Below are 24101 nucleotides of genomic sequence, written 5' to 3' on the forward strand. Positions count from 1 at the left end.
TCCATGAACTCGAAAAATCAAGACCGGATGAGTCGGCACGAAATCATTGTGCTGGTTTTGTCCATTTATGTCCTGGTTGCCCTGCTGGTCAGGACCGTTGTCCGACTTTCGCCCGATAACGATCAGTTGCTGGACCAGATTGATTTTTACATATGCCTGTTCTTTCTGTATGACTTTGCCCGGCGTTTTTACCTGGCCGAGGACAAATGGGCCTTCATGCGCTGGGGCTGGATTGATTTATTGTCGAGTATCCCGGCTTTCGACTGGTTCCGCTGGGGTCGCATGGTGCGAATACTCCGAATTTTGCCCATGATCCGGGCATTTCGTTCCACGCGTTCTTTTCTAACCTATCTGTTTCGCAACCGCGCCGAAGGAACACTGACCGTTGTTTTGCTGACTGCGGTTTTGCTGATGCTTTCGGCTTCCATCGCGATCCTGAACGTAGAAACCGTGCCCGAATCCAACATCAAAACGCCATCAGATGCCTTGTGGTGGGCTTTCGTGACCATCACAACGGTTGGTTACGGCGACAAATTTCCCGTCACCACCGCCGGTCGCCTGATCGCGGCTTTGTTGATGGTGGTTGGCGTCGGCCTGTTTGGTACGTTTACCGGTTACCTGGCCAAATTTTTCGTGAACCAGGAACAGGAAAAAGAAGATAATGATCTAAAAACCCTGCTCCACGAGGTTCGGGAGTTGCGTCAGAAAATCGAAGAACTGGAAAACCGTATGCGCTAACTACCGCTTTTCAGCATCTGCCAAGCTGGTCGGCAGCTCATACAGCAACCACGTCTTGTTTTTAATGGCGGGTGCTTTCTCCCGGATCAACCGAACAAAATCCGTAATTCCCAGGGGTTCGTTTCCATTGGCATGGATCAACACCAGACTCCCCTGTTTGGGCGACTGGTTTTTGGCCAGCCAGGCATCACTTCCGATGGGTAGCAGTCCGAAAGCCAGCACCCGGTCAAAAACCCTCTTGTCGGATACCAAACCCGGAAATCGAAAAAAAACTGACGGCAACAAACCGTTGCGCAGCATGGCCTGCTCGTTCAGCAGGACCTCATCGTTCAGGTTGGTAGCGGGTTCCAGCAAGAAATTTACCGGCAACGGCAAGCGCGGATCGTAGCGGTGATGATATGAATGATTCACCCAGGTAATGTTCAGGTCGCCCCGGCTCGCCAGGGTTTTCAGGTAAGCCAGATCCTGCGGATGCGCCTGTATCCACAAACCGGTGATGGTTATGGTCACCGGAATCGGTTTTTCCTCCGGTTCAAAAGCGCTTATCAGTTGCTCAAAAACCGATCGGGTCAACGGCTTGGTCGACGGGCAAAGGTCAATGGTCAGACTGAATCCCCGTTCAGTGGTATCAGCGCGTTCGATTCCTGCATCTTGCAGGAAACCGTCGCGTTTTTTCTCAAACTGCAACGCCCTTACATAGGGCGTATTGGCAAATTCCGGCTCAATGCTAACCCACGGGACGGCCCGAATCGTTGAGGCAGACGGACTGATAATAGCTGTTTCCAGCGTCAGCGGATTCACGGTCCAATACCGTATTTTTCCCTGCTCCTCCCATTGCCGCAGGAGAATTCGCCGGGGCGCACCAGTGGTGATTCCGAAAAAAACCTTGTAGCCTGCCAGTTGGCCAAATGTGGGGACCGACCAAAAAACCATCAAAAAGATCACCAGCAGTCGAATCATAGCAAGAGACAACCTGTCAACAATCCGAATTGTTATAACTCCGACTTACCGCAACTCAAACGTTACCTTCACCTGCGCCGGAATCCGGATGGTTTGCGGAATATCAAGTAGACTGCCATCAGCTCTGGCAGCATAGGGTGCCGACAAATAATCAGCTTCCGTTCCAAACCGCTTCTGGAAAACCGGGTCGGTTTCTTCCGTATCCCGCACGCTCAGAACCGACCCTAGAGTTCGCCCGGCTGCTTTGGCTAAAACAACCGCTTTTTCGCGGGCTACGCCAACGGCTTTCTCCAGGGCCAGGTTTTTGTTTTCTTCTTCTTTGGTTGAACGATAGCTGGCCTGAAAGCGGTTGAAATTCGCGTTGATCAAGGCTAGTTGCAGCGCCGGGTAGCGCTCCGGTTTATTCAACTCGAAAATAACCTGCTGCATCGTTACGACCTCCTGCCGCCGTTCACCGGTGGGGTAAACATCATTCTGGTTCTTCTGGACCTGCAGCAACGTATAACGAATATCTTTTTCTTCGATCTGGTAATCCTTCAATAGTTTTACCAGCCGTTTTTCAGCGGCCTGGTGGGACGCATACGCCTTCTGGGCATCCGTTGGATCGGTGTATTGAAGCGTTACGATCACCCGGACGCGATCGGCCGGCAATTCGAGTTCCGCATCACCCAGCACGACAATCCGATTGGTTGGCAGATCAGGCGTTTGGGTTCCCTGGGCAAAAGCGGCTGACATACTCAGCAAGGTCAAAATCAAAATTGAAAATTTACGCATGGATATAAAATGGTTACTTGTTTTCAACGTTTTCTGATAATGAGTATTTAATTCTGGCAAAATCCTCTATTTTTGATTATACAAGCTACTATTTAACGAATCGTTTCACGAATTAGATGCGTTTTCTTGTTCTTTTAATACTGGCGGGGTTGACGGGCGTGATGAGCTGTAGAAAACAACCCCAAGAGCCTACAGGCCCCGTCACCACCGTTTACCGAATCAAAGCCGGGTCGCATTATTCGGATAACAGTTCCTTTGCCTACATCAGCAAAACTACGCTATCGTTCAGTGTTCTTTTCGACAATTCGGCTATTTATAAAAGTAAACTCGCCGAAAATCAATACGACATTAACAAGCTCTACGGTTTTTCGGACTGCGATTCACAACACAACACGTCCAGCGCCCGCTTCGGCTGGAATTGGCGCGATGATTCCCTGCGTATTCATGCCTACTGCTACCGAAACGGCATCCGCATCGCCGAAGAGCTGGGCACCCTTGAATTGAACCGGCCCGAGAATCTCCAGCTAAGCATCGTCGGCAGCAATTACGTTTTCACCTTCAAAGGCAAAGAAACTATAATTGCCCGGGGCTGCACGGCGGTGCAAAGCAGCACGCGCTACCGCCTTTATCCGTATTTTGGTGGTGACGAAGCAGCCCCGCATACCATTACCATCTCCATCACCGAAAACAACTAAAGCCCCGGAATTTCCAGCAATAGGTTTGGATTCGGGCAAATGGCTAAAAACCGTTCCCGATCCTTCAGTGAACAAACGCCCGGAAAATCTCCCTGATGACCCAGCATGTCGGTCATTAATTGGAAATGAAGATGGGGCGGCCAGTCACCATTTTCGGGATAGGGGCCAATTTCACCGATTTTTTGCCCCGCTGCCACCGGTTTTCCTTCGCTCAATCCGGTCAGCGATGAGCGGCTGAGATGCCCGTACAGACTATAGAGCGGACCTGACTCCCACCGATGTTCAAGAATGATGGTGGGGCCGTAATCGCCAAACTGGTTGTTGTCCCGAAAACTGTGCACCACCCCGTCCAAGGCCGCAAATACCGGCGTTCCAGCTTCGGCCCAGAGGTCAATTCCCAAGTGAATGCAGCGCGGCTCTTCCGTCTGATTGAAATGCGAACTGCGTCGGTAAATGACCCGGTGTTCGTTGTACACTCCAACGCCTACGGCAGCTCCGCCCCCTCGAAGCTTCCCAAAAACGTAGGCTGTAAATGCCGCCGTATCAGCCAGGTCCAACCCGGTAAGATCCGGGTTGTCAACCGTAAAGTCCAGCGTCAGGTAGGGATCGGTTCGAAAATCAAAGGGCAAAATCATAAAATACGCATTTGGTCAGTTTCGTAGATAACCTATCAACTTTTGGGAGATTCCGGTGCATCCGTTATATTTAATGTGCTTTTTACGGATCAACATCCGTTTTAATTAACGAAATACTCATCAACCGAACCTTTCGAATGCAAGATACAGTAGCCGCTCCAAGCGCCCCAATCTCAACAAAACACCCAACCGGCCTTTACGTTCTGTTTTTTACCGAAATGTGGGAACGGTTCAGCTATTACGGTATGCGGGCCATTCTGCTGCTCTTTCTGATCGACAACGTTCGGGGGGGCATGGCGCTCAGCGAATCCGAAGGAGCGGCCATTTATGGTTTATACACGGCATCGGCTTACCTCCTGTCTTTACCCGGCGGCTGGATTGCCGACAATATTTTCGGCCAGCGAAAATCCATCTGGTACGGCGGTATTATCATCATGCTGGGGCACATTCTACTGGCGATTCCGGGCGGGAGCACGCTATTTTTCTTCGGTCTGGGCACGGTAGCGCTCGGAACAGGATTGCTCAAACCCAACATCAGTTCCATCGTCGGCGAACTTTATCCTGAAGGCGGGGCGCGACGCGACGCAGCATTCTCCATTTTTTACATGGGTATCAATATGGGCTCTTTTCTGGGTATCACCATTGTTGGTTACCTGGGGCAGAAGGTAGGCTGGCATTACGGGTTTGGAGCGGCTGCGGTAGGCATGTTTCTGGGTCTGATTGTCTTCCGGATTTTCGGCCAAAAATACCTGAGCGATTACGGCAACGTTCCCGTCAAAACCGGCGCAAAAACCGCTGAAGGGGGCCAAAACCGGAGTCTGTTTTTTCTGATTGGCCTGATCGCCATCCTGGCGGTGCTGCAATTGACGGGTTTTCTGGACTTGACAACGGCACAGGGCCTCGCCAAGGGTGCCGGTATTATCATTGCCCTGACGGCAGTGGGGTACTTTCTGTTCATTCTGCTGGCGGGCGGCCTGACCACCGTCGAGAAAAAGCGGGTGGGTGTTCTGTTTGTTTTCTTCCTTGCATCGGCCATTTTCTGGGCCGGTTTCGAACAGCAGGGATCATCGCTCCAGATTTTCTCCGACCGTTACACCGACCTGAATTTTTTCGGCTGGCAAATGCCGTCGAGCTGGTTTCAGAACTTCAACCCGGCTTTTATTCTGATCTTCTCCCCCATTCTGGCCAGCCTCTGGATTTTCCTGGGAAACCGTAATCAAAATCCGGCGCCCCACCTGAAATTCGTCGTGGCCCTCGTTTTGTTAGGATTGGGGTATCTGGTTATGGTGGTTGCTTCGAAAATCGCGCTGACTGGCCAGCTCACCTCCCCCATCTTCCTGACATTCACGTATTTATTCCATACCCTGGGCGAGCTTTGCTTAAGCCCGGTTGGCTTGAGTTCATTCACTAAGCTGGCACCTAAGCGTTACGTCAGTCAGCTGATGGGTATCTGGTTCGTCGGCACCTCGCTCGGTAACCTGATCGCCGGGTTGTTCGCGGGCGGTTTTGATGAAGAAAACGTTCAGCAAATGCCCGAACTCTTTATGAGTGTCGTTTATTTCAGCTTCGGTTTTGCCCTGCTTATCCTGCTCTTTTCAAAAACTCTGAAAAAATGGCTGGGTGGCATTAACTAGGTAGAAATGAAGCGTTAAAAGAGTAGACCGACGCCTTTTCCTGCGGAGCTGACTTGTACCTTTTAACGCTTCATTCTTACCGCCTTATCCTCCTGCTTTCTTGCCCTTATAGCCTTTGCTGATTAGCCAGGCTAATACTTTATCGCGGTGATCGCCCTGAATCAGGATTTCGCCATCCTTGGCAGAGCCGCCGGAGCCACAAACGGTTTTCAGTTGTTTTGCCAAGTCGGATAAGTCGGCTTCCGTGCCAATAAAATCCCGGACAGCCGTTACAATTTTACCTCCACCCTTTCGATCAAGCCAGATTTTTAGATTTTGCTGCGCGGGTTTCAAGGTGTCGGGGCCTTCTTCGTCCCCAGCTTGGTACGTAAAGTCCGGGTCTGTTGAGTAAACAATCCCGGAGCGCGATTTATTGCTGTTCGTCTTCTTGCTCATCTTTCTTCGATACTGGACTGGTCATTCACAAAATTACCGAATTACCAGCAAACTCGACGGCACCACCTGTACCGTCGCCGTATCCGTCGCCAGTTGCAGTGGCTCGCCATCGATATGAATCAGCAACGGTTTTTCGCCCTTCACCACCAGCGAACGCAAGGGTTTCACCGTCAGATAATCCGACTGATCAAGCGTTTTCGTAAACAACCGCCACACCAGCAGGCCAGCGGCACTGCGCGGGAACGGCTTCAGCAGACACACATCCAGCAGCCCGTCGGCCACATTGGCGCCCGGAGCAATCCACGCATTGTTGCCAAACTGCCCGGCGTTGGCAACCGTCAACGAAAAAAGACGGGCATCCTGATTATCAACCTGGTAGACATCAGGCTGGTACGTCATAAGCGCCCGGTAGGTCGTTCGGATGTACGTTGATAACCCCCGAACCGGCTGCCGGGCAAACGCCTGCGCAACGTAAGCGTCAAATCCCATTCCGGTTGTACAAAAAAACGGATAATCGTTGATCCGGCCGCTGTCGATAACAACGGGGCGCCCATTGATGGCCCGTCCAATGGCTGTTCGTGGATCAAGCGGCAGCCCCAGATGCCGGGCCAGTCCGTTGCCTGATCCCACCGGCACGATGCCCAAAGCCGTTGCCGTATGAAGCAATGCCCGGGCCGTTTCGTTCATGGTTCCGTCGCCCCCGATAACAATTACCCGGCGGATTCCCTTGCGAACGGCCTCCACGGCTAATTCGGTTGCGTGTCCCGGACGTTGCGTAAATACGGCTTCGGGCGTAAACCCCGCTTCAGCGGCTTTTTTCAGCAGGAAATTAACCCACTCCTCTTTGTGTCGAACAGTAGCCGTACCTGATAAGGGATTGACAATCGCGAGCAACGTCGTCTGTGCCACGGTCAGGAAAAGAAGATAAACAGAAATAGAATGAATATGAGGATAAAAACATAATACCAGCCATCAGAAAAGATGTACGGCTTATATTCTTCGTAAAATTTGCGGATTTTATTCATTACTATTGGGAAATTTTTCGACTCGCCCGTCTATCCTTCCTTCCGAGTTGCTTCATCAAAGTTCGGCATATAAATGAAAACTCTGTACAGCATCCTTCTTTTTTTGTTGACGATTTCGCTGGCTCACGCCCAGACATCCACCGATCGGAAAGCGATTCTGGGTATTCTGGACCGCCAAACGCGGGATTGGAATGCGGGGAATACAACGGCTTTCATGAACGGCTACTGGCGATCCGACTCCCTGACGTTTGTTGGCAAAGTAGGCGTTACCTACGGTTATGAGGCCACCCTGAGTAACTACAAACGCCGGTATCCCGACCGGGCGTCGATGGGAACGCTTAAATTTACCATCCTGAAACTGGAGTTTATAGCCAATGATGCTGCGTATGTAATTGGCAAATTTCACCTGACCCGCCCCAAAGTGGGCGATGCCGAAGGGCATTTTACGTTACTTTGGCGTAAAATCAAGGGCCAGTGGGTCATTGTGAGCGATCATTCCAGCTAATTTTTGTTTTTTTTCCACTATGACACCGTTTGAACTAAATGCCGTTCACCGGCACACTTTCCAATTTTCGCAGTCTGACGTAGAAGCTTTTGCGCGGGTGACCGGCGACAACAACCCGTTACACCTGGATCCGGCGTTTGCCAGTCAAACGCCGTTCAAACGCCCCATCATCCACGGGATGCTCGGTGCCAGCGTTTTTACGAAAGTATTGGGAACTGAGTTTCCGGGGTTTGGTTCGGTGTATCTGAAGCAGACGCTTGAGTTTTTACGTCCGATGTTTGTTGAGCTCGACTACGAAGCGGTTTTCACCGTGATCTCGATGAATGCCGACAAAAACACGGCAGAAGTGTCAACCGAAATCAAAGATGGCAAAACCGGCAAAATAACCACGCGTGGAGTTGCCACCCTGATGTACAAAACAGGGTAGATTTATTGAAAAACGGCCCTTCCCGTACATCAAAAAAGCCCGGCGATTGCCGGGCTTTTTTGGTTGGTGTCGATTGGATGCTTATTCTTTCGCATTTTTTTGATCCTGAACTTCAGAACGGATATTCTGCGCCAACGTTTTCAGATCCTGCATGCCTTTGCGTACGCGTGTACCGGCAGCCTGGTTGCCTTTGTCATAAAATTTTTCAAAATCGCCTTCCAAAGACAGGACCAGATTTTTTATTTCATCAAAGCGTGCCATAACTATTCGTAATGGGTTTTAAGTTGTGAAAAATGCCTTAAAACGCTCAAAAACCGCGTTTTTGACGAAATATACGCATTCTCTGATTCAGCGCAAGAGATTCCCCAAAAAAAACGTTGGAAAAGTCCAAATAAACCCCAATTCCTTACTAAACGGTCATTCAGCTATCGTTTTTGCCACTTCTGAGGGCACCAGAACCGCTTCTCCTAGCCCATTCAGGGCACTTTCTCGGTAAAAGCCACGACCCAATTTATCGGATACTTCACTGAAGGCATTCAAGGTATATTCTACATCATCGAGCGAGTGAGCCGCCGTCGGAATGATTCGCAGCATAATGACCCCTTTCGGCACAACCGGGTAAACAACAATTGAGCAAAAAATTCCCATGTTCTCCCGCATGTCGCGCACCAGCGCCGTTGCTTCCGGAATACCGCCTTCACTCTGCAACAAAACTGGCGTTACGGGCGAAGTTGTTTCGCCAATGTTCAGGCCGCGTGCGCGCAGACCGTCCTGCATGGCCCGTACGTTCTGCCACAGCTTTTCGCGCAGCTCCGGATGCTGCTTGATCAGGTCAAGACGTTTCATCGCCCCCACCACATACGGCATTGGCAACGCTTTGGCGTACGTCTGCGACCGCATGTTATACTTCAGGTACATGATAATATCGTGGTCACCGGCGATAAAGGCACCGATGGCCGCCATCGATTTGGCAAACGTCGAGAAGTACAGGTCGATTCCATCCTGGCAACCCTGCATTTCGCCGACACCGGCCCCCGTTGGTCCCATAGTACCAAAACCGTGTGCATCGTCGACCAGTATTTTAAATTCATACTTATCCTTCAACTCGACAATTTCCTTCAGACAACCCACTTTGCCCGACATCCCAAAAACGCCTTCTGTGACGACCAGGATTCCGCCCCCTTTTTCGGCGGCTTTTTTGGTAGCGCGTTGTAAATTCTTCTCCAGACTGTTGATATCGTTATGGTTGAATTTGTAGTATTCGCCCAGTTTGGCTTTGTGCAAACGAATACCGTCAATCAAACACGCGTGGCATTCGGCATCGTACACAATTACATCCCGGTGATCAACCAGGGCTTCGATAGCCGACATAACGCCCTGATAACCGTAGTTGAGCAAAAACGCATCTTCTTTCCCGACAAACGTCGCCAGTTGTTTTTCCAACTCCTCGTGCAAATCCGAATTTCCTGACATCATGCGGGCACCCATCGGGTACGCAAGCCCCCACTCAGCAGCACCTTCGGCGTCCACTTTTCGAACCTCCGGATGATTGGCCAACCCCAGGTAATTATTCAGGCTCCAGTTCAGCATCTTCTTGCCGCGGAACATCATATGGGGCCCTAATTCGCCTTCCAGCTTCGGAAATGCAAAATAATGGTGTGCGTTCAGCTCTCTGGATGACGAACCGATGGGTCCGAGGTTGGTGCGTAATTTCTCAAATAAATCCACTTTACTTTGCTTTATATCGGTTTATAATGAGTTTATTAACTATATAAATACAAAAGTAAATGAAATTGGTTCATTGGCAAACCGTAAAAAAGGGTTGCGTACCACCGAGTTAAATTTCCCCATGTTTCTTACTTGCCTATTGACTTTCGATTCTTGTCTTTCGACTTTTGATCATGACTTCCATCCGAAAACTCTTAGTTGCCAACCGGGGTGAAATTGCGCTGCGAATCATGCGGTCGGCGCGCGAAATGGGCATCCGCACCGTTGCCATTTACAGCGAAGCTGATCGACAGTCGCCCCATGTTCGCTATGCCGACGAAGCGGTTTGTGTAGGCCCCGCCCCTTCCTCCGAATCGTATTTACGAACCGACACCATTATTGAGGTCTGCCACCAAACCGGCGCTGACGCCATTCACCCCGGCTACGGTTTTTTATCGGAAAATGCCGCTTTCGCCCAGGCCGTCCGCAATGCCGGGCTGATTTTCGTCGGTCCCTCGCCGGAGTCGATCGAAATCATGGGGAGCAAACTGGCTGCTAAAGCCGCGGTTGCGGCCTACAACATTCCGATGGTGCCGGGCACCCCCGAAGCCATTACCGATCGGGAAGCGGCCAAGCAAACGGCCGCCCAGATCGGCTACCCCATTCTGATCAAAGCCAGCGCGGGGGGCGGAGGCAAAGGCATGCGGATTGTGGAGCAGGAAGCGGATTTTGACGAAGGCATGGAGCGCGCCGTGAGCGAGGCCACCTCGGCGTTCGGCGACGGATCAGTTTTTATTGAGAAGTACGTCACCTCGCCCCGGCACGTCGAAATTCAGGTGCTGGGCGACCAGCACGGTAACATCATTCATCTTTTCGAACGCGAATGTTCTATCCAGCGTCGGCACCAGAAAGTGGTGGAAGAAGCGCCTTCATCGGTCCTGACGCCGGAAATCCGGGCCGAAATGGGACGTTGTGCCGTTGAGGTAGCGCGGGCCTGCGGCTACTACGGAGCCGGAACCGTCGAATTCATCGTGGATGATCAGCTAAATTTTTACTTTCTGGAAATGAACACCCGGCTCCAGGTTGAACACCCGGTGACGGAACAGATCACAGGAATCGATCTGGTGAAACAGATGATTCATATTGCCGAAGGAAAACCGCTGCCCATCAGACAGGAAGATGTAAGCATCAACGGTCATGCCATTGAAATCCGGGTTTATGCCGAAGACCCGGCCAACAACTTTTTACCCGACGTAGGGACGCTCGAAACGTACGTGCGTCCGCAAGGCAATGGTATCCGGGTCGACGACGGTTTTGAGCAGGGCATGGCCATTCCGATTTATTATGACCCGATGATCGCCAAGCTGGTAGCCACAGGCGCTACTCGCCAGGAAGCGATCGAAAAAATGATTCGGGCGATTGATGAATACCGGATAACGGGCGTCCAAACGACGCTGCCGTTCTGCCGGTTTGTCATGCAGCACGACGCCTTCCGCTCGGGTCAGTTCGACACACACTTTGTCAATCACTACTTTACGCCCGATCAGCTAAAACCGGAGAGCAATCCGGAAGAATTCCAGTTGGCGGGTGTTTTGGCAGCCTGGCTCTTCAAAGACAGCCAGCCAGCAGTCAATTCCAATGCCATGGTGAACGAAGGAAAAAAAAGCCAGTGGAAAGAACGACGATTTCGTTAACAGCTTTCCCCAGAAACCTATGCTTACTAGAAACTGGACGGTTTATCTGGAACTCGCAGCCCGGTACTACGTTTTTCTGATTCTCAACCTGTATGGATGGGCAAAAACGATCGGCCATCAGTTTTTCAGGCCCGGCCATTTTCCGGCCGACGTAGCCTCTATACCCTTGGCCGAGGCCAACGGTTTTCAGTTGGCGTGGACTTTTTTTGGGTATTCAACCGGTTATATCGTCTTCATTGGACTTTCGCAGGTGGTCGGTGCCTGGCTTTTGCTCTGGGAAAAAACAAAATTGATTGGAACCGTCCTCCTCCTCCCGATTCTGCTGAATATTATCGTGGTCGATCTGGCTTACCAGATTTCCGTCGGTGCCCTGACGGTTGCCAGTACCTGTCTGGTGCTGCTGGTCCTGATTTTGTGGTTGAATCAGTCGGTACTACGGGCGGTTTTCGAACTTATTTTCCAACAGCAAGTGTCTGAAAGCATGGCTCTCAAAGAACGGGGTATTGCCCTGGCCGTTGCCTTGGGTATCATGGGGTTACTGATTGGGCTGTTACAAGTCGTTGGCCGTTTTGAGTAACCTTGTACGGAAAACTCCCGTCAACTGAATAGAACAATTGGCAGATAAGACTAGATTATTGCAACGGTTTTTTAATTTAGTGCCGGAAACTAAACTTCTCTTCCAAGTGATTCCTATGAAAAACTTCTTATTAGTTTGCTGTCTATCGGTCGTGCTGGGAGCCTGCTCCAAATCGTCGGCCCCCAAATCCTCGACATCGAAAGAGGGCAAAGGCTGGATCAGTCTCTTTGACGGCAAATCACTCGACGGTTGGAAAGTTGGCAAAAATGCCGATTCGTTCAAAATTGAAGACGGAGCCATTGCAGTCAACGGTCCGGTAGCGCATCTTTTCTACGTGGGGCCGGTCCAGAATCATAACTTCAAAAACTTTCAGTTTAAAGCCAAGGTTATGACCCTGCCCGGTGCCAACTCCGGCATGTACTTCCACACGCAGTATCAGGAGGAGAGCTGGCCTAAAAAGGGGTTTGAAGTGCAGGTAAACAACTCTCACACCGACTGGCGCCGGACCGCCAGCCTGTATGCCATTCAGGATGTAAAAGAAACGTATGTCAAAGACAATGAATGGTATACGGAAGAAATCATGGTTCAGGGCAAAAAAGTAACCATCAAAATCAACGACAAGGTGGTAAACGAATATACCGAGCCCGACGGTGTGGAACGCCCCAAAGACATGGCCGAGCGCAAGATCAGCAGCGGTACCTTTGCCCTGCAGGCCCACGATCCCAAAAGCAAAGTTTACTACAAAGACATCATGGTAAAAGTATTGCCAGACTAACCGCGGACAGGTGAATTATGGACGATGAGTACCTAAAATCCATGCGCGTACACGTGCCGCCTTCGTCGTCCATAATTCATCATTAAAAAAACATCTTCCCCAATTGCTGGTTTCTAATGGTATTCACAAACTCGAAACGCCATGCACCATTTTGAAACCCTGACAGAAGCCATGGAAAGCCTGCGCGAACGCGGCTACACCCACGATTTTAAACCGAAGCGGGATTATCTGGAAGAAAGCGGCACCGGTCTTAAACTCAAAAGTGAAGAATTCAACGTCGACGAGTTCCACCGCTTCGAAGGAACATCGGACCCTGGTGATGAAATGACACTGTATGCCATTTCAACCGCCAATGGAATGAAAGGCGTTTTTGTATCCGCACAGGGAACGTATGCCAACGAGGTAACGGCGGAACTGATGCAAAAATTTTCGATTGCCGAACGGCCGGAAACCAACACGGACGGGGCCGTACAGCCCATTCACTCCGTCGGAATGGATGCCGATCAACAGTAGTCGAGACACCGTTTACACGGATATACTTGCAATCGCCCCCCCTTGCAATGTATATTTGCCGGTGGCCCGAACAAAATTTTCGTATTCTCCTGGAAAATACGAAGGTACGTTCGACTTCATCTACTAACTGTTTTTTGCTAATTTTGCGCTCTTTTTAGAGAAAGCTCTTTTTTTGACCGTATGAAGCTGTCCGAATTTAGGTTCGACTTGCCCCAAAGTCTAGTTGCCTTGTATCCGCCCGATCGTGGGGAAGCGCGGCTGATGGTTGTTGATCGGAAAACCAAAACCATCGAACACAAACAGTTCTCCGACATCCTGTCCTATTTTGATGACGGCGATGTGATGGTGATCAACAACACCAAGGTATTTCCCGCTCGGCTATACGGTAATAAAGAAAAAACCGGTGCCAAAATTGAAGTTTTTCTGCTCCGCGAATTAAACCGTGAAATGCGGTTGTGGGATGTTCTGGTTGATCCAGCCCGGAAAATTCGGGTAGGCAACAAGCTGTATTTTGGTGACAGCGACCTGGTGGCGGAAGTCATTGACAATACAACTTCCCGCGGCCGGACCATCCGGTTTTTATTCGAAGGATCGCATGAAGAATTCATGAAAGCCATTGATGAGTTGGGGGAAACTCCGCTGCCGCGCGAGATCAAGCGGAAAACGGAGGATGCCGACCGCGATCGTTATCAGACCATCTTTGCGCAGCATATTGGCGCTGTAGCAGCTCCAACGGCGGGTATGCACTTCACGAAAACCATCATGAAGCGCATGGAAATCAAGGGCATTCACTTTGCACCGATTACGTTGCACGTAGGCCTGGGAACGTTCCGTACGGTGGATGTGGAAGACCTGACCAAACACAAAACGGATTCGGAAAATTACTCCATCACCGACCCGGCGGCTACGATTGTCAATGAAGCGCTGGAAAAAGGAAAGCGCGTTTGTGCCGTAGGTACTACCTCTCTGAAAGCCATCGAATCGTCGGTATCGGCCAATGGTCGGCTGAAACCCGTTGACGGCTGGACGGACCGGTTTATTTTCCCACCCTACGATTTTAAAATCGCCAACGCCCTGCTGACCAATTTTCACTTGCCAGAATCGATTCTGATCATGATGACCAGCGCATTTGGGGGCTACGACCTGATTAAGCAAGCTTACGAAGTTGCTATTCAGGAAAAATACAGATTCTTCAGCTACGGCGACGCCATGCTGATTCTTTGATAGACAAGAAACGAAAGACAAGGGTGGAAAGCCGGTTATGCCGCTTTCTCTCTTGTCTTTTTTCTTTCTTCCCATTTTATGCACAATCGTTTTGCCATTATTGTCGCCGGAGGAAGTGGCAGCCGGATGGGAGCCAACCAGCCAAAGCAGTTTTTGCCCATTGGCGGACTACCGATTTTAATGCACACCGTCCGACAATTCCAACTGTATTCTCCTGATTTACAAATCATCCTGACTTTACCAACGCAACAGATTCCGGTTTGGCAGGACCTGTGCCGCCAGTATTCGTTTGACGAAGTCGTTTTGGTTACGCCGGGTGGTGCGTCGCGATTTCAATCGGTTCGGAACGGACTGGCGCAAATTCAGGCAGAGGATGGCCTGGTAGCCGTTCATGATGGTGTTCGGCCCTTCGTGAGCCCGGAGATCATCCGCAACAGCTTTGACACCGCCGACCGGACTGGTAGCGCTGTTACCTGCGTTGCCCTGAAAGACTCCGCCCGCCTTGTTCGCCCGGACGGTAGCAACCAGGCGGTGGATCGTACGCAGTACCGGCTGGTGCAAACGCCCCAAACTTTCCGTCTGGCGGTTTTCCGGAACGCTTTTCAGGCGGCAGAACAGCCATTTTTCACCGACTGTGCCAGTGTTGTCGAATACGCCGGGCATTCGATCACGCTCATCGAGGGGTCGTACGAAAACATTAAAATCACAACTCCGGAGGATTTAAGCTGGGCAGAACAGGCATTAAAAAAACCGTAAACCCATTTCGGTGGGCCGCCGTTTTTCAATCGACAGAATTCTGTTACAACTGAAGCAGACAAACTCGTAAGCCCTTCTTCGTTTGATGCGCCGACTTGCACCCGATTACTACATTTCCGGCATTTGTTCCGGTGATCGGCTGGTACTCAGCCGCGCTATCACACTGGTTGAAAGCCAGTTGGAGAGCGACCAGGAGCTGGCTTTGCATGTACTGGAACAGGTATTACCACAAACCGGTCAGTCAATCCGAGTCGGTATTACGGGTGCTCCGGGAGTCGGAAAGAGCACATTCATTGAAACCTTCGGAAAGCATTTAACCGCACAGGGAAAAAAAATTGCGGTGCTGGCGATTGATCCAACAAGCCAGCGCTCACAAGGCAGCATTCTGGGTGATAAAACCCGCATGGAGACACTTTCCGTAGACCCGCTGGCTTACATTCGTCCTTCACCGGCGGGTCGATCGCTGGGTGGAGTTGCCAACCGGACGCGGGAAACGATGTTGCTCTGCGAAGCCGCTGGTTTTGAAATTATTTTGATTGAAACGGTGGGCGTTGGCCAATCCGAGACGCTTGTGCACGGAATGGTCGATTTTTTCCTATTGCTGATGCTGGCCGGTGCGGGCGATGAATTGCAGGGCATGAAGCGCGGCATTATGGAACTAGCCGACGCCATTGCCATCACGAAAGCCGACGGCGATAATCGGGCCGCTGCCGACCGGGCCCGTATCGAGTACCAGAACGCCCTGCACCTCTTCCCGCCCGGCCCGACCAACTGGAATCCGCCGGTCCTTGTCTGTTCGGCTTTGCAGAAACACGGTATTGCGGAACTTTGGCAGGTGATCATCGATCACCAGAATCAACTTATTCAAAACGGTTTTCGGAATCAAAAGCGTCGGCAACAGAACCTAGACTGGTTACACAGCACACTGCGGCAACAAGTGGAAGCACGGTTTTTCAGCCAGCCCGGCATGCAGGAACGATTGCAGGAAGCGGAAGCAGCCGTGCGAAAAGGGGAAATATTGCCGGTAAAGGCCGCCCGGCAACTGATAGATTTTGGCCGCTAAATCTTTACTGGGCAACCAACCCTGCCGCCTGCCTGGTCCGGTACCACTCCACAAACTGTCGAATTCCGGCTTCAATTTGGATGGAAGGCCGATACCCAATCAGTTGTGACGCTTTTTCGATGCGGGCGTACGTTTGCTGAACATCGCCAGGCTGCATGGGCAGGCGGTTGATCTGGGCAGGCACCCCCACTGCTTGTTCAATTACCTGGATCAAGCCAGCCAGCGAAATCGGATCAGAACCACCAATATTCAGCACTTCGTACCCGTTCAGATTCACCAGGGATTGAATGATCCCGTTGACAATGTCACTGACGTACGTATAATCTCGAGCGGTTGAACCATCACCAAAAACGTTAATGGGTTTGCCATTGATGATATGATCCGTGAACTGGCTGATGGCCATTTCCGGACGCTGTTGCGGACCGTATACGGTGAAAAACCGCAAGCAGAAAATATCAAAACCGTATAGGTGATGGAATGTATGACACAACAATTCTGCAGCGCGTTTGGAAGCCGCATACGGCGACAGAGGCCGGTCGGCGGTGTCGGTTTCATCAAATGGTACACGTGGAGAATCCCCGTAAACCGATGACGAAGAAGCAAATACCATTTTTGATACACCAAACTGCTGCATAGCCTGCAACAACGTGAGCGTTCCGTTTACGTTCACATCATAATATAGAGCCGGATCTTGCACTGAAGGACGGACGCCCGCCCGCGCAGCCAAATGAATCACCGCATCGAATGCGTTTGTTTCAAATAAAGTTCCCACCAAAGCAGCGTCCCGGATGTCGCCCTGGTGGAATTGGTATTCGGGATGATTCAGGCTTTGCCGTACATTTTCCCACTTACTATTCGGATCGTAATAAGCATCCAAACTGTCGAGACAGACCACCCGATGCCCCTCGTTCAAAAGTTGTTCGGCCAGATTGGAACCGATAAAACCGGCTCCACCCGTCAGTAGTATCGTCATGAACTAAGTTCTTTGGTTAATGATGAGGATTGAAAACTGTACACCAGGCCGGTTAATGAAACCACAGCCGTGATGCTGTAAAACAACAAGCTAACCGCAACGGCCCCATCAGCAGGCAACTCCAGCGCCTGGGCACCCAGTAAAAATGTCAATTCCCGCGCCCCAGCACCACCAATCGTAAACGGAATGGTAGCCACCACCGACGAAACCAGGAATAATAACAAATACGCTTCAGGTTGGCCCGGTGTTGCAATCGCTCGCAACAAGGTTAAAATTTGCAGCAGTTGAAAACCCTGAACCAGTACGGACCATCCGACAGAGCGTTCAAAAGCGGAATAAAACCGGGGCATGAACCGACGGACCAGCAATTTGCCAACCCCATGAGCAACCGGAACGACCACCAGGCACCACCACCCTATTTCAAAACCAGCCCAATCGGAAACCGCAGGTACCAACACAACGAACACCACCAGTGCGTAGACCAGCGGCAACAAACCGATCAGCCGGTCGAGTACGGTAGCGGCCACTAATGCCTTAACGGGTGTTCCCGTTAATCGGTTCAATAAATACACTTTATACCCGTCTCCGCCAATTCCGCCCGGCAGAAACAGGTTGTAATACATTCCCAGCCAGTACAGTTTCAGGTTCGGAAGGCGGTGCAGAGGAAGCCCAATCCGGGTAAATAACACCAGTAAACGCTCGGCAGAAGCAATTTTCGACAGAATGAATAAAACCGTTGCCACCATCAGCCAGCCCACCTGAGCGCGCGACAAAACCGCCCAAACCTGCGCAGGGTCTATTTTCCGAAATACGAGCCAGAGTGATAAAACCGACAACGCTATCTTTAGAGCCGTTTTCAGGTACTTGGGCATACGATCAGACCAGCTCGGTTTTGTAAATTCGCCGGATTTTGTACGGTTTTTTGCCCTGCGATTCGTAGTACGTTCGCATCTGCAACTCGGTCATCAACCCGAACGTAATCAACTGAATACCCGCCAGCACCAGAATCGTCCCCAAAATCAGTAGCGGGCGCCCCCAGATGTCGTGCCCCATCAGTTTCTGAACAAGCAAATAGCCATTCACCAGTAAGCCCACGGCCAGCGAAACCAGCCCCCAGTTTCCGAAAAGGTGCATCGGTTTGCGGAGGTATTTTTTCATGAACAACATCAGAATCAGATCGCTGACCACTTTCAGAGTTCGGCCCAAACCGTATTTCGACTGCCCGATCCGGCGTGGGTGGTGTTGCACATCAACCTGCGTCATCCGGGCACCTTCCAGCCGGGCCAATACCGGTATAAACCGGTGTAACTCACCGTACAACCCGAGATTTTTAGCCAAATCGGCCTGAAATACCTTCAAAGCACACCCATAATCCTTCAGGTGTACCCCCGACGTATGCCGAATGATCCAGTTGGCAATCCGGCTTGGTAATTTGCGCAACAAAGCTCCGTCCTGGCGGTTTGCACGAATGCCCGCAACCAGGTCGAAGTCCCCTTCTTCTGCCATTTGGAGCATCATCGGAATATCCGCCGGATCGTTCTGCAAGTCTCCATCCATCGTGACAATGTACTGCCCCCGGGCCACGTCGATTCCGGCGGCCAGGGCCAGACTCTGTCCATAATTCGTTTGCAAATCGACCACAACCAGTCGTTCGTTATGCACAGATTTCAACTCCGCCAGCGTCCGGTCCGACGAACCGTCGTTGACGTAAACAATTTCAAAATCATACCCGATCAGCGAACGTTCCAGCTGCTCAATCATCGGGAAAATATTACCTTCTTCGTTATAAACACAAACAACAATGGATAAATACGGCTGCATACACGTTATGGCTGGGAATCAATCGGATCGGTAGAGTAGAATTGAATTAACTTGACCGGCTGTCTGTCAAACAAGTCAAATTCGGAAAGAGTTTGGTACCGTTCGCCAACCAGGCTGGCCGAGTCGGCAATGTAAAGGGCGTTAGGGATCTTTTGGTCGGTTTTTCGCAGAATTTCGCCCCGAACCGCTTCAATATGAAAACTATTGACGTCGGTCTGTCCGTCGTCGCCAATGGTCTGTTTGTAGCTATAAAGCGGTTTCCCGAGCGATTGCCGGGCGACTCTTTCGGAAGAGTCTTTGTATTCCTGTCGGTGAGCCAGCCGGGGCGGAATCACCAGCCAGTTGAAACCGTTCCGGAACACAGCCAGAAAAGCGATCAGAATAATCAGACGATGCTGGGACTGCCGGATATAATGATACGTTATAAAGGCCAGCCCGATAAACATCAGGCTGCATTTCCACCACAGGCCCGGTATGCTCTGTGTTTCAGGATGAAAAACGGGTACCCAGGCCCCCAGGGTGACCACCACCAGCACCGTTCCCAGGAGCAGTTCCCACCCCCGGCGTCGCCAGTCGGCAGGGTCGGTTCGTTCGTAATAGATGTACGCAAAAACCGTAAACAACAACGGCAGCAGCATCAGCAGGTATCGGGCATACACCTGCGGAGATGACCAGTAAATAACGAAGTTTACCAGAAAAATAACCGCATTGAAAAGAATGAACGGCTGTCCGGTAACCAGCGCCGATTCCGTGGTTGTAGCCGTTTTCTTCTCCCTGAACACTCCTTTCCGAAACAGCAGCACCACCATGAACATCCAGGGGGCGTAATGATAGATCATCTCGAACGGAAACGTGAGCATGTGCAGCAACGTTTCGCCAATACCAAACTGTACTACCGTCCGTTTCGCACTTTCGTCGAACAAAACCGTTGCGATTTTCTCCGGAGGAATGTGGTTTCGGTCAAAGTAAGCCCAATAATAACTGCCGACGATCAGCAGAAACAGCCCAACACTCACAAAATGCGCCGGATGAAAGAGCCGCCAGAACTGTTTGGTGTACAGAAAATAAGCCAGCAACGTCAACCCTTGAAACACCAGTGATGGCAACCCTTTCATCATAAAGCCGAGCGCCGTTAGCAGGTATGTTGTCAAAAACAAAGCCCAGTAATTCCGCTTTTTGTCAAAATTATAGACGAGAATAAAAGCCGCGTAGGTCAGCCAGGAGAAGGTGATGTCAATCAGCCCGAGCATTGAATCGTACAATAAAATCCGGGTGTTGGTCACCAGCATCAGGGCGGCTGCAAACGCAACGCGTTGGCCAAGATGGGGTTTTACAAGCCCGTAAATCGTCGCTCCGTACAGCAGCAGCGAAACCGCCATCGGAAAGCGCAAAGCAAATGAGGAATAATCACCAAAGAGATGAAATGAACTTGCAATCAGCCAGTTATAAAGGGGCGGTTTATTAAAATACAGTTCACCGTTGAGCGTCGGCGTCAGGTAATCACCGGACAAAATCATCTCCAGCGCTACCAGCGCCCGGCGTGGTTCATCAGAACCAGTATCCAAAGGCAGGTAACCCAAATACGAAAAGAGCGCCGGAAGCAGCAGGACCACACTAAGCAGTTGCCAGAAAGCCGGCCGCTGGAAAATCGGAATTTGCATGCCGCAAAGGTAGAACGGATTTGTTATCCGTCCGCGCCAACGGTCGGGAATAATAGCCGGTCAACAAAAAAGCCCACACGAGGTGGGCTTAAAAAAGTGCAAATTTCACCTTACGACGGCTGGATGTACTCTCCCGTATCGCGGTCCCGCTCGTTTCTGACCGTACGGTCTCTTTCCCACTGATCATCTGAAAGACCGGTATCCTCGTCGCGGGCCAATGACTCGTCCGTGACTTCCACGAGCTCTGTATCATGATCCCTTGCATCGTTTTGAGCCGGATTCGGCTCCGTGTCAATTGGCAAGACATCTTGCGGGTCAATGTCATTCGATTGATTGATATCAGATGGCAAATCCCGTCCTACCTGTTCTGGCTTCGCCAGGTGGTCCAATGCGGGTGCGACGCCCATCGTGCTTCGCATCTGCTTGGCCGCGTATGATTCCGTATTTTCTTTTCTTGAATTGCTTGAAACGCTCATAACATGGTTGAGTTAAGTGCTACCAATTACAACCGGTAGCAAAGGTTAATAAACTGGTTTATGTTCGGTTGAGGTGCCAGTATGCGCCACATCCTCCTCGGTATTTTCCTGCGTCTTCGCCTGCTCTTCTTCCGATTCCTGATCGTCCTGCGCCTGCTCTTTGGCTTCCTGCTGCGCATTCGGAACCGCTACGTCTTTGGCCGAAGCGTAATCATCCGGGCCATGCGTTGTTACATCAACCGTCGATGAATTGGTGGTAGGACCAGAGCTTACAATACTCTTCTGGCCTTCTTCCGTTATATCTTCAGCCGGGCTGTTGTTCTGATCGTCGCTATCGTTGAAACGCAGCAAACCGTTTGCGCTATCCATATCGATACTGCCCATGAACCGGTCGTTTCGGCCATCTTCGCCATCGTTGATTTCCCGGCTATCCATGGCATTGGCTGAGTCTTCCTGCTCTAAACGGTGGCGGTTGTCAATCGCAGCAATATCCCGTTCGTTTATTTCTTTATCCTTTTCCATACCGTTGTTCGTTGGTTGTAAAGACCATACCAGTATAACCACCAACGCAGGAAAAAGTTATGAAATCGAGCACCAGCTCCGTTCCCGGTTACGCAGCAGATTGCCATGCCGTTACGGTTTATTCCAGCCTGTATTTTCCTTCTTTTTTTAATTTCCCGGCCATTGCTTTTCGCAGCTTTTCGATTTTGGGCAAAGAGACGTTCTTAACATAGGCAAGGTTGGGGTGTTGTCTGGCGTAGTTCTGGTGGTACGTTTCCGCCGGATAGAACACAGAAAAAAGTTTTACCTCCGTGACCACCGGGTTCGCATAGTGTTTTGTACCATTAACGCGTTGGATGGCGTCTTCAATGGCTTTTTTCTCCGCCGGATTCCGGTAAAAAGCGATGGAACGATAATCGCGTCCTACATCCGGGCCCTGCCGGTTAGGGGTGGTAGGATCGTGTCCAGCAAAGAACGCAACAAGTAAGTCCTCATAGCGAATGATGGCAGGATCATAATACACCTGCACGGATTCGGCATGCTCGCTTTCTTCGGTTCCAACCTGTTCGTACGTTGGGTTGCGCAGGCTTCCGCCCGAATAGCCAGAAATCACTTCCCGAACGCCATTCAGTTGATCAAACCCTTCTTCCAATGTCCAGAAGCTCCCGCCCGCGAAGGTGGCAACCGCTTCGCCCGGTTGAGGAACCGGAAGTTTCGCAAAGGTAGTTTTGGGGCCTAACAACTGCGCCGAAACCGTATTGACGCTTACCGCAACAAACAAACTGATAACCAGAATCGCTTTCATTATAACTTTTCAGTGGGAGTAAAACCGCCGTATTTTCCTTCCAGAACGCTTCCAAACTGCAATTGTTGTCATTGCCCGCTAAAACAAAACCGCCCCAACTGATTGCTCAATTAGGGCGGTTTTGTTTTAACGTTATTTCCTGCTATTCAGGGTGGCCAGGATTTTGTGGCCGCAGGCTCGGGTTGTTCAACATCTCCTGTCTTGGAAGCGGCAGCAGCAAGTGCTTCTGTTCCAATGTTTTGTTTGTGCTCAGGTTGACGTGCCCTACGAAATTGTCAAAACCGTTGGTTTTTTCATTGTACACTTTCCGCAGACGAACCATGTCAAACCAGGTAATCTGTTCGTAGCACAGCTCGTGCCAACGCTCCCGCCAAACCGCTTCCCGGAAGGTAGTCTGGTTGAACGTACCCAGTGCCGGAGTAGTCAGCTTGGCCCGGTCACGAATACGCTTCATAGCGTCGTAAGCGGCCTGGTTGGGTCCACCCACTTCGTTTTGCGCTTCAGCAAACAGCAACAACGTCTCCGCATAGCGAATCTGCGGCACATTGAGGTTGTTCAGACGCGTTCCCGGCACACCTGACGTTCCGTTGGCGATGCGGTTGAAGTGTTTGAACACGTACGGAGCTCCCAATTCAAAGCGCGCGCCCGTACCGTTGGTAAAGTACGTCGTGTAGAAATACCCTTCCTGGTCTTTCGTCCGCAAGTCTCCTTTTTCAAACGAATCGTAGAAGGATTTCGTAGGAACAGAGCTTCCCGTTCCGGTTGGACCGTTGTAGTTGATGGGCTTGAAGTTTCCGTAGAAGTTATCCATCGGGTTGCTCGCCACAATCGCGTTGTACTGCAGCATGAACAGATGCTCAAGCCGGTTTTCGGTCAGTTCGCTATGAACCTCTTCGTACGTCTGGAACAGGTTGATGCTGTTCGGATTTGCGTTGGCATACGTAATGACTTCCAGCGCCTTATCAGCCGCAAGTTTGTAATGCGTTGCGCCTTTGCTCAACGGAAAACCAGCCATCGTCAGATACACCTTTGACAATTGGGTCTTGACAGCGGCCAGGTTAACGCGTCCACTCAAATCCATCCAGGCTAAACCAGCTGCTTCAGCCGCCTGAAGATCTTCAACGATCAGCTTGTAGATTTCTTCCTGGGAAGTCCGGGTTGGTCTGAAATCCGGCGATTCAATGGTCTGAGGCTTGGTAACCAGAGGAACATCGCCCCACAGCCGAACAAGGGTAAAGTAAGCCGATCCCCGTAAAAACCGCGCTTCTCCCAGGATTTTGGCTTTCTGAGCATCCGGCATGGTGATGCCCGGCACCTTATCAAGCAATTGGTTGGCCTGCGCAATAACCCGGTACAGCCCGTTCCAATAGTTCACAACGTGAATGGTATTGCCATCGTGTGAAAGGCTGTACAAGTTGTTAAGGTCAGAGTTCTGAGCGGTTTCCGTCGTTGACGTTCCCGTCATGGCTTCCAGCAGCTGCCAGTTATTGGAGAAGATGTTAGCACCGTCACCAATAAACCGCAGGTTGGCATAAACCGATGCCAGGGCCGCTTCAGCGTGGTCCGGAATGGTATAAAAGTTAGTTGGAGTCAGGTTCGACGGCGCCTGTTCTTCCAGAAAATCGGAGCAGCTGGTAGGGCCGAGCAAAATCGCGCCGACCAGAGCCACCTTACTGAAATTTTTAACGATTGTATACTTCATTGCGAGTTTCTTTTTGAATAACCAA

27 protein-coding genes are annotated in these 24101 nt (G+C 50.9%); 12 read left to right on the forward strand and 15 right to left on the reverse strand.

Annotated features, from left to right (window positions below):
• Positions 1–3 precede the first annotated feature (3 nt).
• Positions 4–738 carry a potassium channel family protein gene (locus tag ACYVH9_RS12605; protein WP_460636709.1) on the forward strand — a complete coding sequence of 245 codons (735 nt, stop codon included), beginning with the start codon at positions 4–6 and terminating at the stop codon, positions 736–738.
• Here ACYVH9_RS12605 and ACYVH9_RS12610 read toward each other — a convergent pair whose 3' ends face one another.
• Positions 739–1698 carry a polysaccharide deacetylase family protein gene (locus ACYVH9_RS12610; protein ID WP_460636710.1) on the reverse strand — a complete coding sequence of 320 codons (960 nt, stop codon included), beginning with the start codon at positions 1696–1698 and terminating at the stop codon, positions 739–741.
• A 45-nt stretch (positions 1699–1743) separates the two neighbouring features.
• On the reverse strand, positions 1744–2472 hold the full coding sequence (locus ACYVH9_RS12615; RefSeq protein WP_460636711.1) for an SIMPL domain-containing protein: 729 nt from the start codon (positions 2470–2472) through the stop codon (positions 1744–1746).
• A gap of 116 nt (positions 2473–2588) precedes the next feature.
• Between ACYVH9_RS12615 and ACYVH9_RS12620 the strand changes: the two genes are divergently transcribed.
• Positions 2589–3167 (forward strand): hypothetical protein, encoded by a 579-nt coding sequence (locus ACYVH9_RS12620; protein ID WP_460636712.1) that lies wholly within the window; start codon positions 2589–2591, stop codon positions 3165–3167.
• Here ACYVH9_RS12620 and ACYVH9_RS12625 read toward each other — a convergent pair.
• Positions 3164–3802 carry a peptidoglycan DD-metalloendopeptidase family protein gene (locus ACYVH9_RS12625; RefSeq protein ID WP_460636713.1) on the reverse strand — a complete coding sequence of 213 codons (639 nt, stop codon included), beginning with the start codon at positions 3800–3802 and terminating at the stop codon, positions 3164–3166. The two genes, ACYVH9_RS12620 and ACYVH9_RS12625, sit on opposite strands and share 4 nt — an antisense overlap.
• A gap of 137 nt (positions 3803–3939) precedes the next feature.
• On the opposite strand from ACYVH9_RS12625, the gene ACYVH9_RS12630 reads away from it, so the two are divergent.
• Entirely contained in the window at positions 3940–5436 is a 1497-nt protein-coding gene (locus ACYVH9_RS12630; RefSeq protein ID WP_460636714.1) for a peptide MFS transporter, read from the forward strand.
• An 84-nt stretch (positions 5437–5520) separates the two neighbouring features.
• On the opposite strand, the gene ACYVH9_RS12635 is transcribed toward ACYVH9_RS12630, so the two are convergent.
• Both ACYVH9_RS12635 and ACYVH9_RS12640 read right to left on the reverse strand, forming a co-directional pair.
• Positions 5521–5871, reverse strand: a complete 351-nt coding sequence (locus ACYVH9_RS12635; RefSeq protein ID WP_460636715.1) for a translation initiation factor — start codon at positions 5869–5871, stop codon at positions 5521–5523.
• A gap of 33 nt (positions 5872–5904) precedes the next feature.
• Positions 5905–6780, reverse strand: coding sequence for a diacylglycerol/lipid kinase family protein (locus tag ACYVH9_RS12640; protein WP_460636716.1), 876 nt, complete (start codon positions 6778–6780; stop codon positions 5905–5907).
• A 189-nt stretch (positions 6781–6969) separates the two neighbouring features.
• Here ACYVH9_RS12640 and ACYVH9_RS12645 point away from each other — a divergent pair, with 189 nt between their 5' ends.
• Positions 6970–7401 carry a YybH family protein gene (locus ACYVH9_RS12645; RefSeq protein ID WP_460636717.1) on the forward strand — a complete coding sequence of 144 codons (432 nt, stop codon included), beginning with the start codon at positions 6970–6972 and terminating at the stop codon, positions 7399–7401.
• 19 nt (positions 7402–7420) lie between these two features.
• On the forward strand, positions 7421–7828 hold the full coding sequence (locus tag ACYVH9_RS12650; RefSeq protein WP_460636718.1) for a MaoC family dehydratase: 408 nt from the start codon (positions 7421–7423) through the stop codon (positions 7826–7828).
• 81 nt (positions 7829–7909) lie between these two features.
• Here ACYVH9_RS12650 and ACYVH9_RS12655 read toward each other — a convergent pair whose 3' ends face one another.
• A complete protein-coding gene (locus tag ACYVH9_RS12655) occupies positions 7910–8089 on the reverse strand; it encodes a histone H1 (RefSeq protein WP_460636719.1) in 180 nt (59 codons plus the stop codon).
• A 156-nt stretch (positions 8090–8245) separates the two neighbouring features.
• Complete coding sequence (locus ACYVH9_RS12660) at positions 8246–9556, reverse strand: aminotransferase class I/II-fold pyridoxal phosphate-dependent enzyme (protein ID WP_460636720.1); 1311 nt, start codon at positions 9554–9556, stop codon at positions 8246–8248.
• Between the two features lie 173 nt (positions 9557–9729).
• On the opposite strand from ACYVH9_RS12660, the gene ACYVH9_RS12665 reads away from it, so the two are divergent.
• The 7 genes from ACYVH9_RS12665 to meaB all read left to right on the forward strand — a co-directional run bounded on the left by ACYVH9_RS12665 (position 9730) and on the right by meaB (position 16137).
• Positions 9730–11229, forward strand: coding sequence for an acetyl-CoA carboxylase biotin carboxylase subunit (locus ACYVH9_RS12665; RefSeq protein ID WP_460636721.1), 1500 nt, complete (start codon positions 9730–9732; stop codon positions 11227–11229).
• A gap of 19 nt (positions 11230–11248) precedes the next feature.
• Positions 11249–11806, forward strand: a complete 558-nt coding sequence (locus tag ACYVH9_RS12670; protein ID WP_460636722.1) for a hypothetical protein — start codon at positions 11249–11251, stop codon at positions 11804–11806.
• A gap of 115 nt (positions 11807–11921) precedes the next feature.
• Positions 11922–12581 (forward strand): 3-keto-disaccharide hydrolase, encoded by a 660-nt coding sequence (locus ACYVH9_RS12675; protein ID WP_460636723.1) that lies wholly within the window; start codon positions 11922–11924, stop codon positions 12579–12581.
• A 141-nt stretch (positions 12582–12722) separates the two neighbouring features.
• Entirely contained in the window at positions 12723–13094 is a 372-nt protein-coding gene (locus tag ACYVH9_RS12680) for a hypothetical protein (protein ID WP_460636724.1), read from the forward strand.
• A 180-nt stretch (positions 13095–13274) separates the two neighbouring features.
• The gene (queA, locus tag ACYVH9_RS12685) at positions 13275–14318 is read left to right on the forward strand and encodes a tRNA preQ1(34) S-adenosylmethionine ribosyltransferase-isomerase QueA (protein WP_460636725.1); all 1044 of its coding nucleotides are present in this window, start codon (positions 13275–13277) and stop codon (positions 14316–14318) included.
• 78 nt (positions 14319–14396) lie between these two features.
• Complete coding sequence (locus ACYVH9_RS12690; RefSeq protein ID WP_460636726.1) at positions 14397–15074, forward strand: 2-C-methyl-D-erythritol 4-phosphate cytidylyltransferase; 678 nt, start codon at positions 14397–14399, stop codon at positions 15072–15074.
• Positions 15075–15156: 82 nt separating this feature from the next.
• Entirely contained in the window at positions 15157–16137 is a 981-nt protein-coding gene (gene meaB, locus ACYVH9_RS12695; RefSeq protein ID WP_460636727.1) for a methylmalonyl Co-A mutase-associated GTPase MeaB, read from the forward strand.
• Between the two features lie 4 nt (positions 16138–16141).
• Here meaB and ACYVH9_RS12700 read toward each other — a convergent pair whose 3' ends face one another.
• From ACYVH9_RS12700 to ACYVH9_RS12735, 8 genes are all read right to left on the reverse strand, one after another.
• Positions 16142–17110 carry an SDR family NAD(P)-dependent oxidoreductase gene (locus tag ACYVH9_RS12700; RefSeq protein ID WP_460636728.1) on the reverse strand — a complete coding sequence of 323 codons (969 nt, stop codon included), beginning with the start codon at positions 17108–17110 and terminating at the stop codon, positions 16142–16144.
• Positions 17107–17982, reverse strand: coding sequence for a lysylphosphatidylglycerol synthase transmembrane domain-containing protein (locus ACYVH9_RS12705; RefSeq protein WP_460636729.1), 876 nt, complete (start codon positions 17980–17982; stop codon positions 17107–17109). The genes ACYVH9_RS12700 and ACYVH9_RS12705 overlap by 4 nt, the downstream gene beginning before the upstream one ends.
• Before the next feature lie 4 nt (positions 17983–17986).
• Positions 17987–18931, reverse strand: coding sequence for a glycosyltransferase family 2 protein (locus tag ACYVH9_RS12710; protein WP_460636730.1), 945 nt, complete (start codon positions 18929–18931; stop codon positions 17987–17989).
• 5 nt (positions 18932–18936) lie between these two features.
• Positions 18937–20592, reverse strand: coding sequence for an ArnT family glycosyltransferase (locus tag ACYVH9_RS12715; protein WP_460636731.1), 1656 nt, complete (start codon positions 20590–20592; stop codon positions 18937–18939).
• A gap of 110 nt (positions 20593–20702) precedes the next feature.
• Complete coding sequence (locus tag ACYVH9_RS12720) at positions 20703–21068, reverse strand: hypothetical protein (protein ID WP_460636732.1); 366 nt, start codon at positions 21066–21068, stop codon at positions 20703–20705.
• Between the two features lie 45 nt (positions 21069–21113).
• Positions 21114–21590, reverse strand: a complete 477-nt coding sequence (locus ACYVH9_RS12725; RefSeq protein WP_460636733.1) for a hypothetical protein — start codon at positions 21588–21590, stop codon at positions 21114–21116.
• Between the two features lie 118 nt (positions 21591–21708).
• Positions 21709–22374, reverse strand: a complete 666-nt coding sequence (gene msrA / locus ACYVH9_RS12730; protein ID WP_460636734.1) for a peptide-methionine (S)-S-oxide reductase MsrA — start codon at positions 22372–22374, stop codon at positions 21709–21711.
• Between the two features lie 142 nt (positions 22375–22516).
• Positions 22517–24076, reverse strand: coding sequence for a RagB/SusD family nutrient uptake outer membrane protein (locus tag ACYVH9_RS12735; RefSeq protein WP_460636735.1), 1560 nt, complete (start codon positions 24074–24076; stop codon positions 22517–22519).
• Positions 24077–24101: the final 25 nt, after the last annotated feature.

Source organism: Larkinella harenae, from assembly GCF_054780515.1.

What these genes read in the sequence shown, in the direction of transcription:
- ACYVH9_RS12605 (WP_460636709.1), top strand. Translation starts at nt 4, where the DNA reads ATGAACTCGAAAAATCAAGACCGGATGAGTCGGCACGAAATCATTGTG.
- ACYVH9_RS12610 (WP_460636710.1), bottom strand. Translation starts at nt 1,698, where the DNA reads ATGATTCGACTGCTGGTGATCTTTTTGATGGTTTTTTGGTCGGTCCCC.
- ACYVH9_RS12615 (WP_460636711.1), bottom strand. Translation starts at nt 2,472, where the DNA reads ATGCGTAAATTTTCAATTTTGATTTTGACCTTGCTGAGTATGTCAGCC.
- ACYVH9_RS12620 (WP_460636712.1), top strand. Translation starts at nt 2,589, where the DNA reads ATGCGTTTTCTTGTTCTTTTAATACTGGCGGGGTTGACGGGCGTGATG.
- ACYVH9_RS12625 (WP_460636713.1), bottom strand. Translation starts at nt 3,802, where the DNA reads ATGATTTTGCCCTTTGATTTTCGAACCGATCCCTACCTGACGCTGGAC.
- ACYVH9_RS12630 (WP_460636714.1), top strand. Translation starts at nt 3,940, where the DNA reads ATGCAAGATACAGTAGCCGCTCCAAGCGCCCCAATCTCAACAAAACAC.
- ACYVH9_RS12635 (WP_460636715.1), bottom strand. Translation starts at nt 5,871, where the DNA reads ATGAGCAAGAAGACGAACAGCAATAAATCGCGCTCCGGGATTGTTTAC.
- ACYVH9_RS12645 (WP_460636717.1), top strand. Translation starts at nt 6,970, where the DNA reads ATGAAAACTCTGTACAGCATCCTTCTTTTTTTGTTGACGATTTCGCTG.
- ACYVH9_RS12650 (WP_460636718.1), top strand. Translation starts at nt 7,421, where the DNA reads ATGACACCGTTTGAACTAAATGCCGTTCACCGGCACACTTTCCAATTT.
- ACYVH9_RS12655 (WP_460636719.1), bottom strand. Translation starts at nt 8,089, where the DNA reads ATGGCACGCTTTGATGAAATAAAAAATCTGGTCCTGTCTTTGGAAGGC.
- ACYVH9_RS12665 (WP_460636721.1), top strand. Translation starts at nt 9,730, where the DNA reads ATGACTTCCATCCGAAAACTCTTAGTTGCCAACCGGGGTGAAATTGCG.
- ACYVH9_RS12670 (WP_460636722.1), top strand. Translation starts at nt 11,249, where the DNA reads ATGCTTACTAGAAACTGGACGGTTTATCTGGAACTCGCAGCCCGGTAC.
- ACYVH9_RS12675 (WP_460636723.1), top strand. Translation starts at nt 11,922, where the DNA reads ATGAAAAACTTCTTATTAGTTTGCTGTCTATCGGTCGTGCTGGGAGCC.
- ACYVH9_RS12680 (WP_460636724.1), top strand. Translation starts at nt 12,723, where the DNA reads ATGCACCATTTTGAAACCCTGACAGAAGCCATGGAAAGCCTGCGCGAA.
- queA (WP_460636725.1), top strand. Translation starts at nt 13,275, where the DNA reads ATGAAGCTGTCCGAATTTAGGTTCGACTTGCCCCAAAGTCTAGTTGCC.
- ACYVH9_RS12690 (WP_460636726.1), top strand. Translation starts at nt 14,397, where the DNA reads ATGCACAATCGTTTTGCCATTATTGTCGCCGGAGGAAGTGGCAGCCGG.
- ACYVH9_RS12700 (WP_460636728.1), bottom strand. Translation starts at nt 17,110, where the DNA reads ATGACGATACTACTGACGGGTGGAGCCGGTTTTATCGGTTCCAATCTG.
- ACYVH9_RS12705 (WP_460636729.1), bottom strand. Translation starts at nt 17,982, where the DNA reads ATGCCCAAGTACCTGAAAACGGCTCTAAAGATAGCGTTGTCGGTTTTA.
- ACYVH9_RS12710 (WP_460636730.1), bottom strand. Translation starts at nt 18,931, where the DNA reads ATGCAGCCGTATTTATCCATTGTTGTTTGTGTTTATAACGAAGAAGGT.
- ACYVH9_RS12715 (WP_460636731.1), bottom strand. Translation starts at nt 20,592, where the DNA reads ATGCAAATTCCGATTTTCCAGCGGCCGGCTTTCTGGCAACTGCTTAGT.
- ACYVH9_RS12720 (WP_460636732.1), bottom strand. Translation starts at nt 21,068, where the DNA reads ATGAGCGTTTCAAGCAATTCAAGAAAAGAAAATACGGAATCATACGCG.
- ACYVH9_RS12725 (WP_460636733.1), bottom strand. Translation starts at nt 21,590, where the DNA reads ATGGAAAAGGATAAAGAAATAAACGAACGGGATATTGCTGCGATTGAC.
- msrA (WP_460636734.1), bottom strand. Translation starts at nt 22,374, where the DNA reads ATGAAAGCGATTCTGGTTATCAGTTTGTTTGTTGCGGTAAGCGTCAAT.
- ACYVH9_RS12735 (WP_460636735.1), bottom strand. Translation starts at nt 24,076, where the DNA reads ATGAAGTATACAATCGTTAAAAATTTCAGTAAGGTGGCTCTGGTCGGC.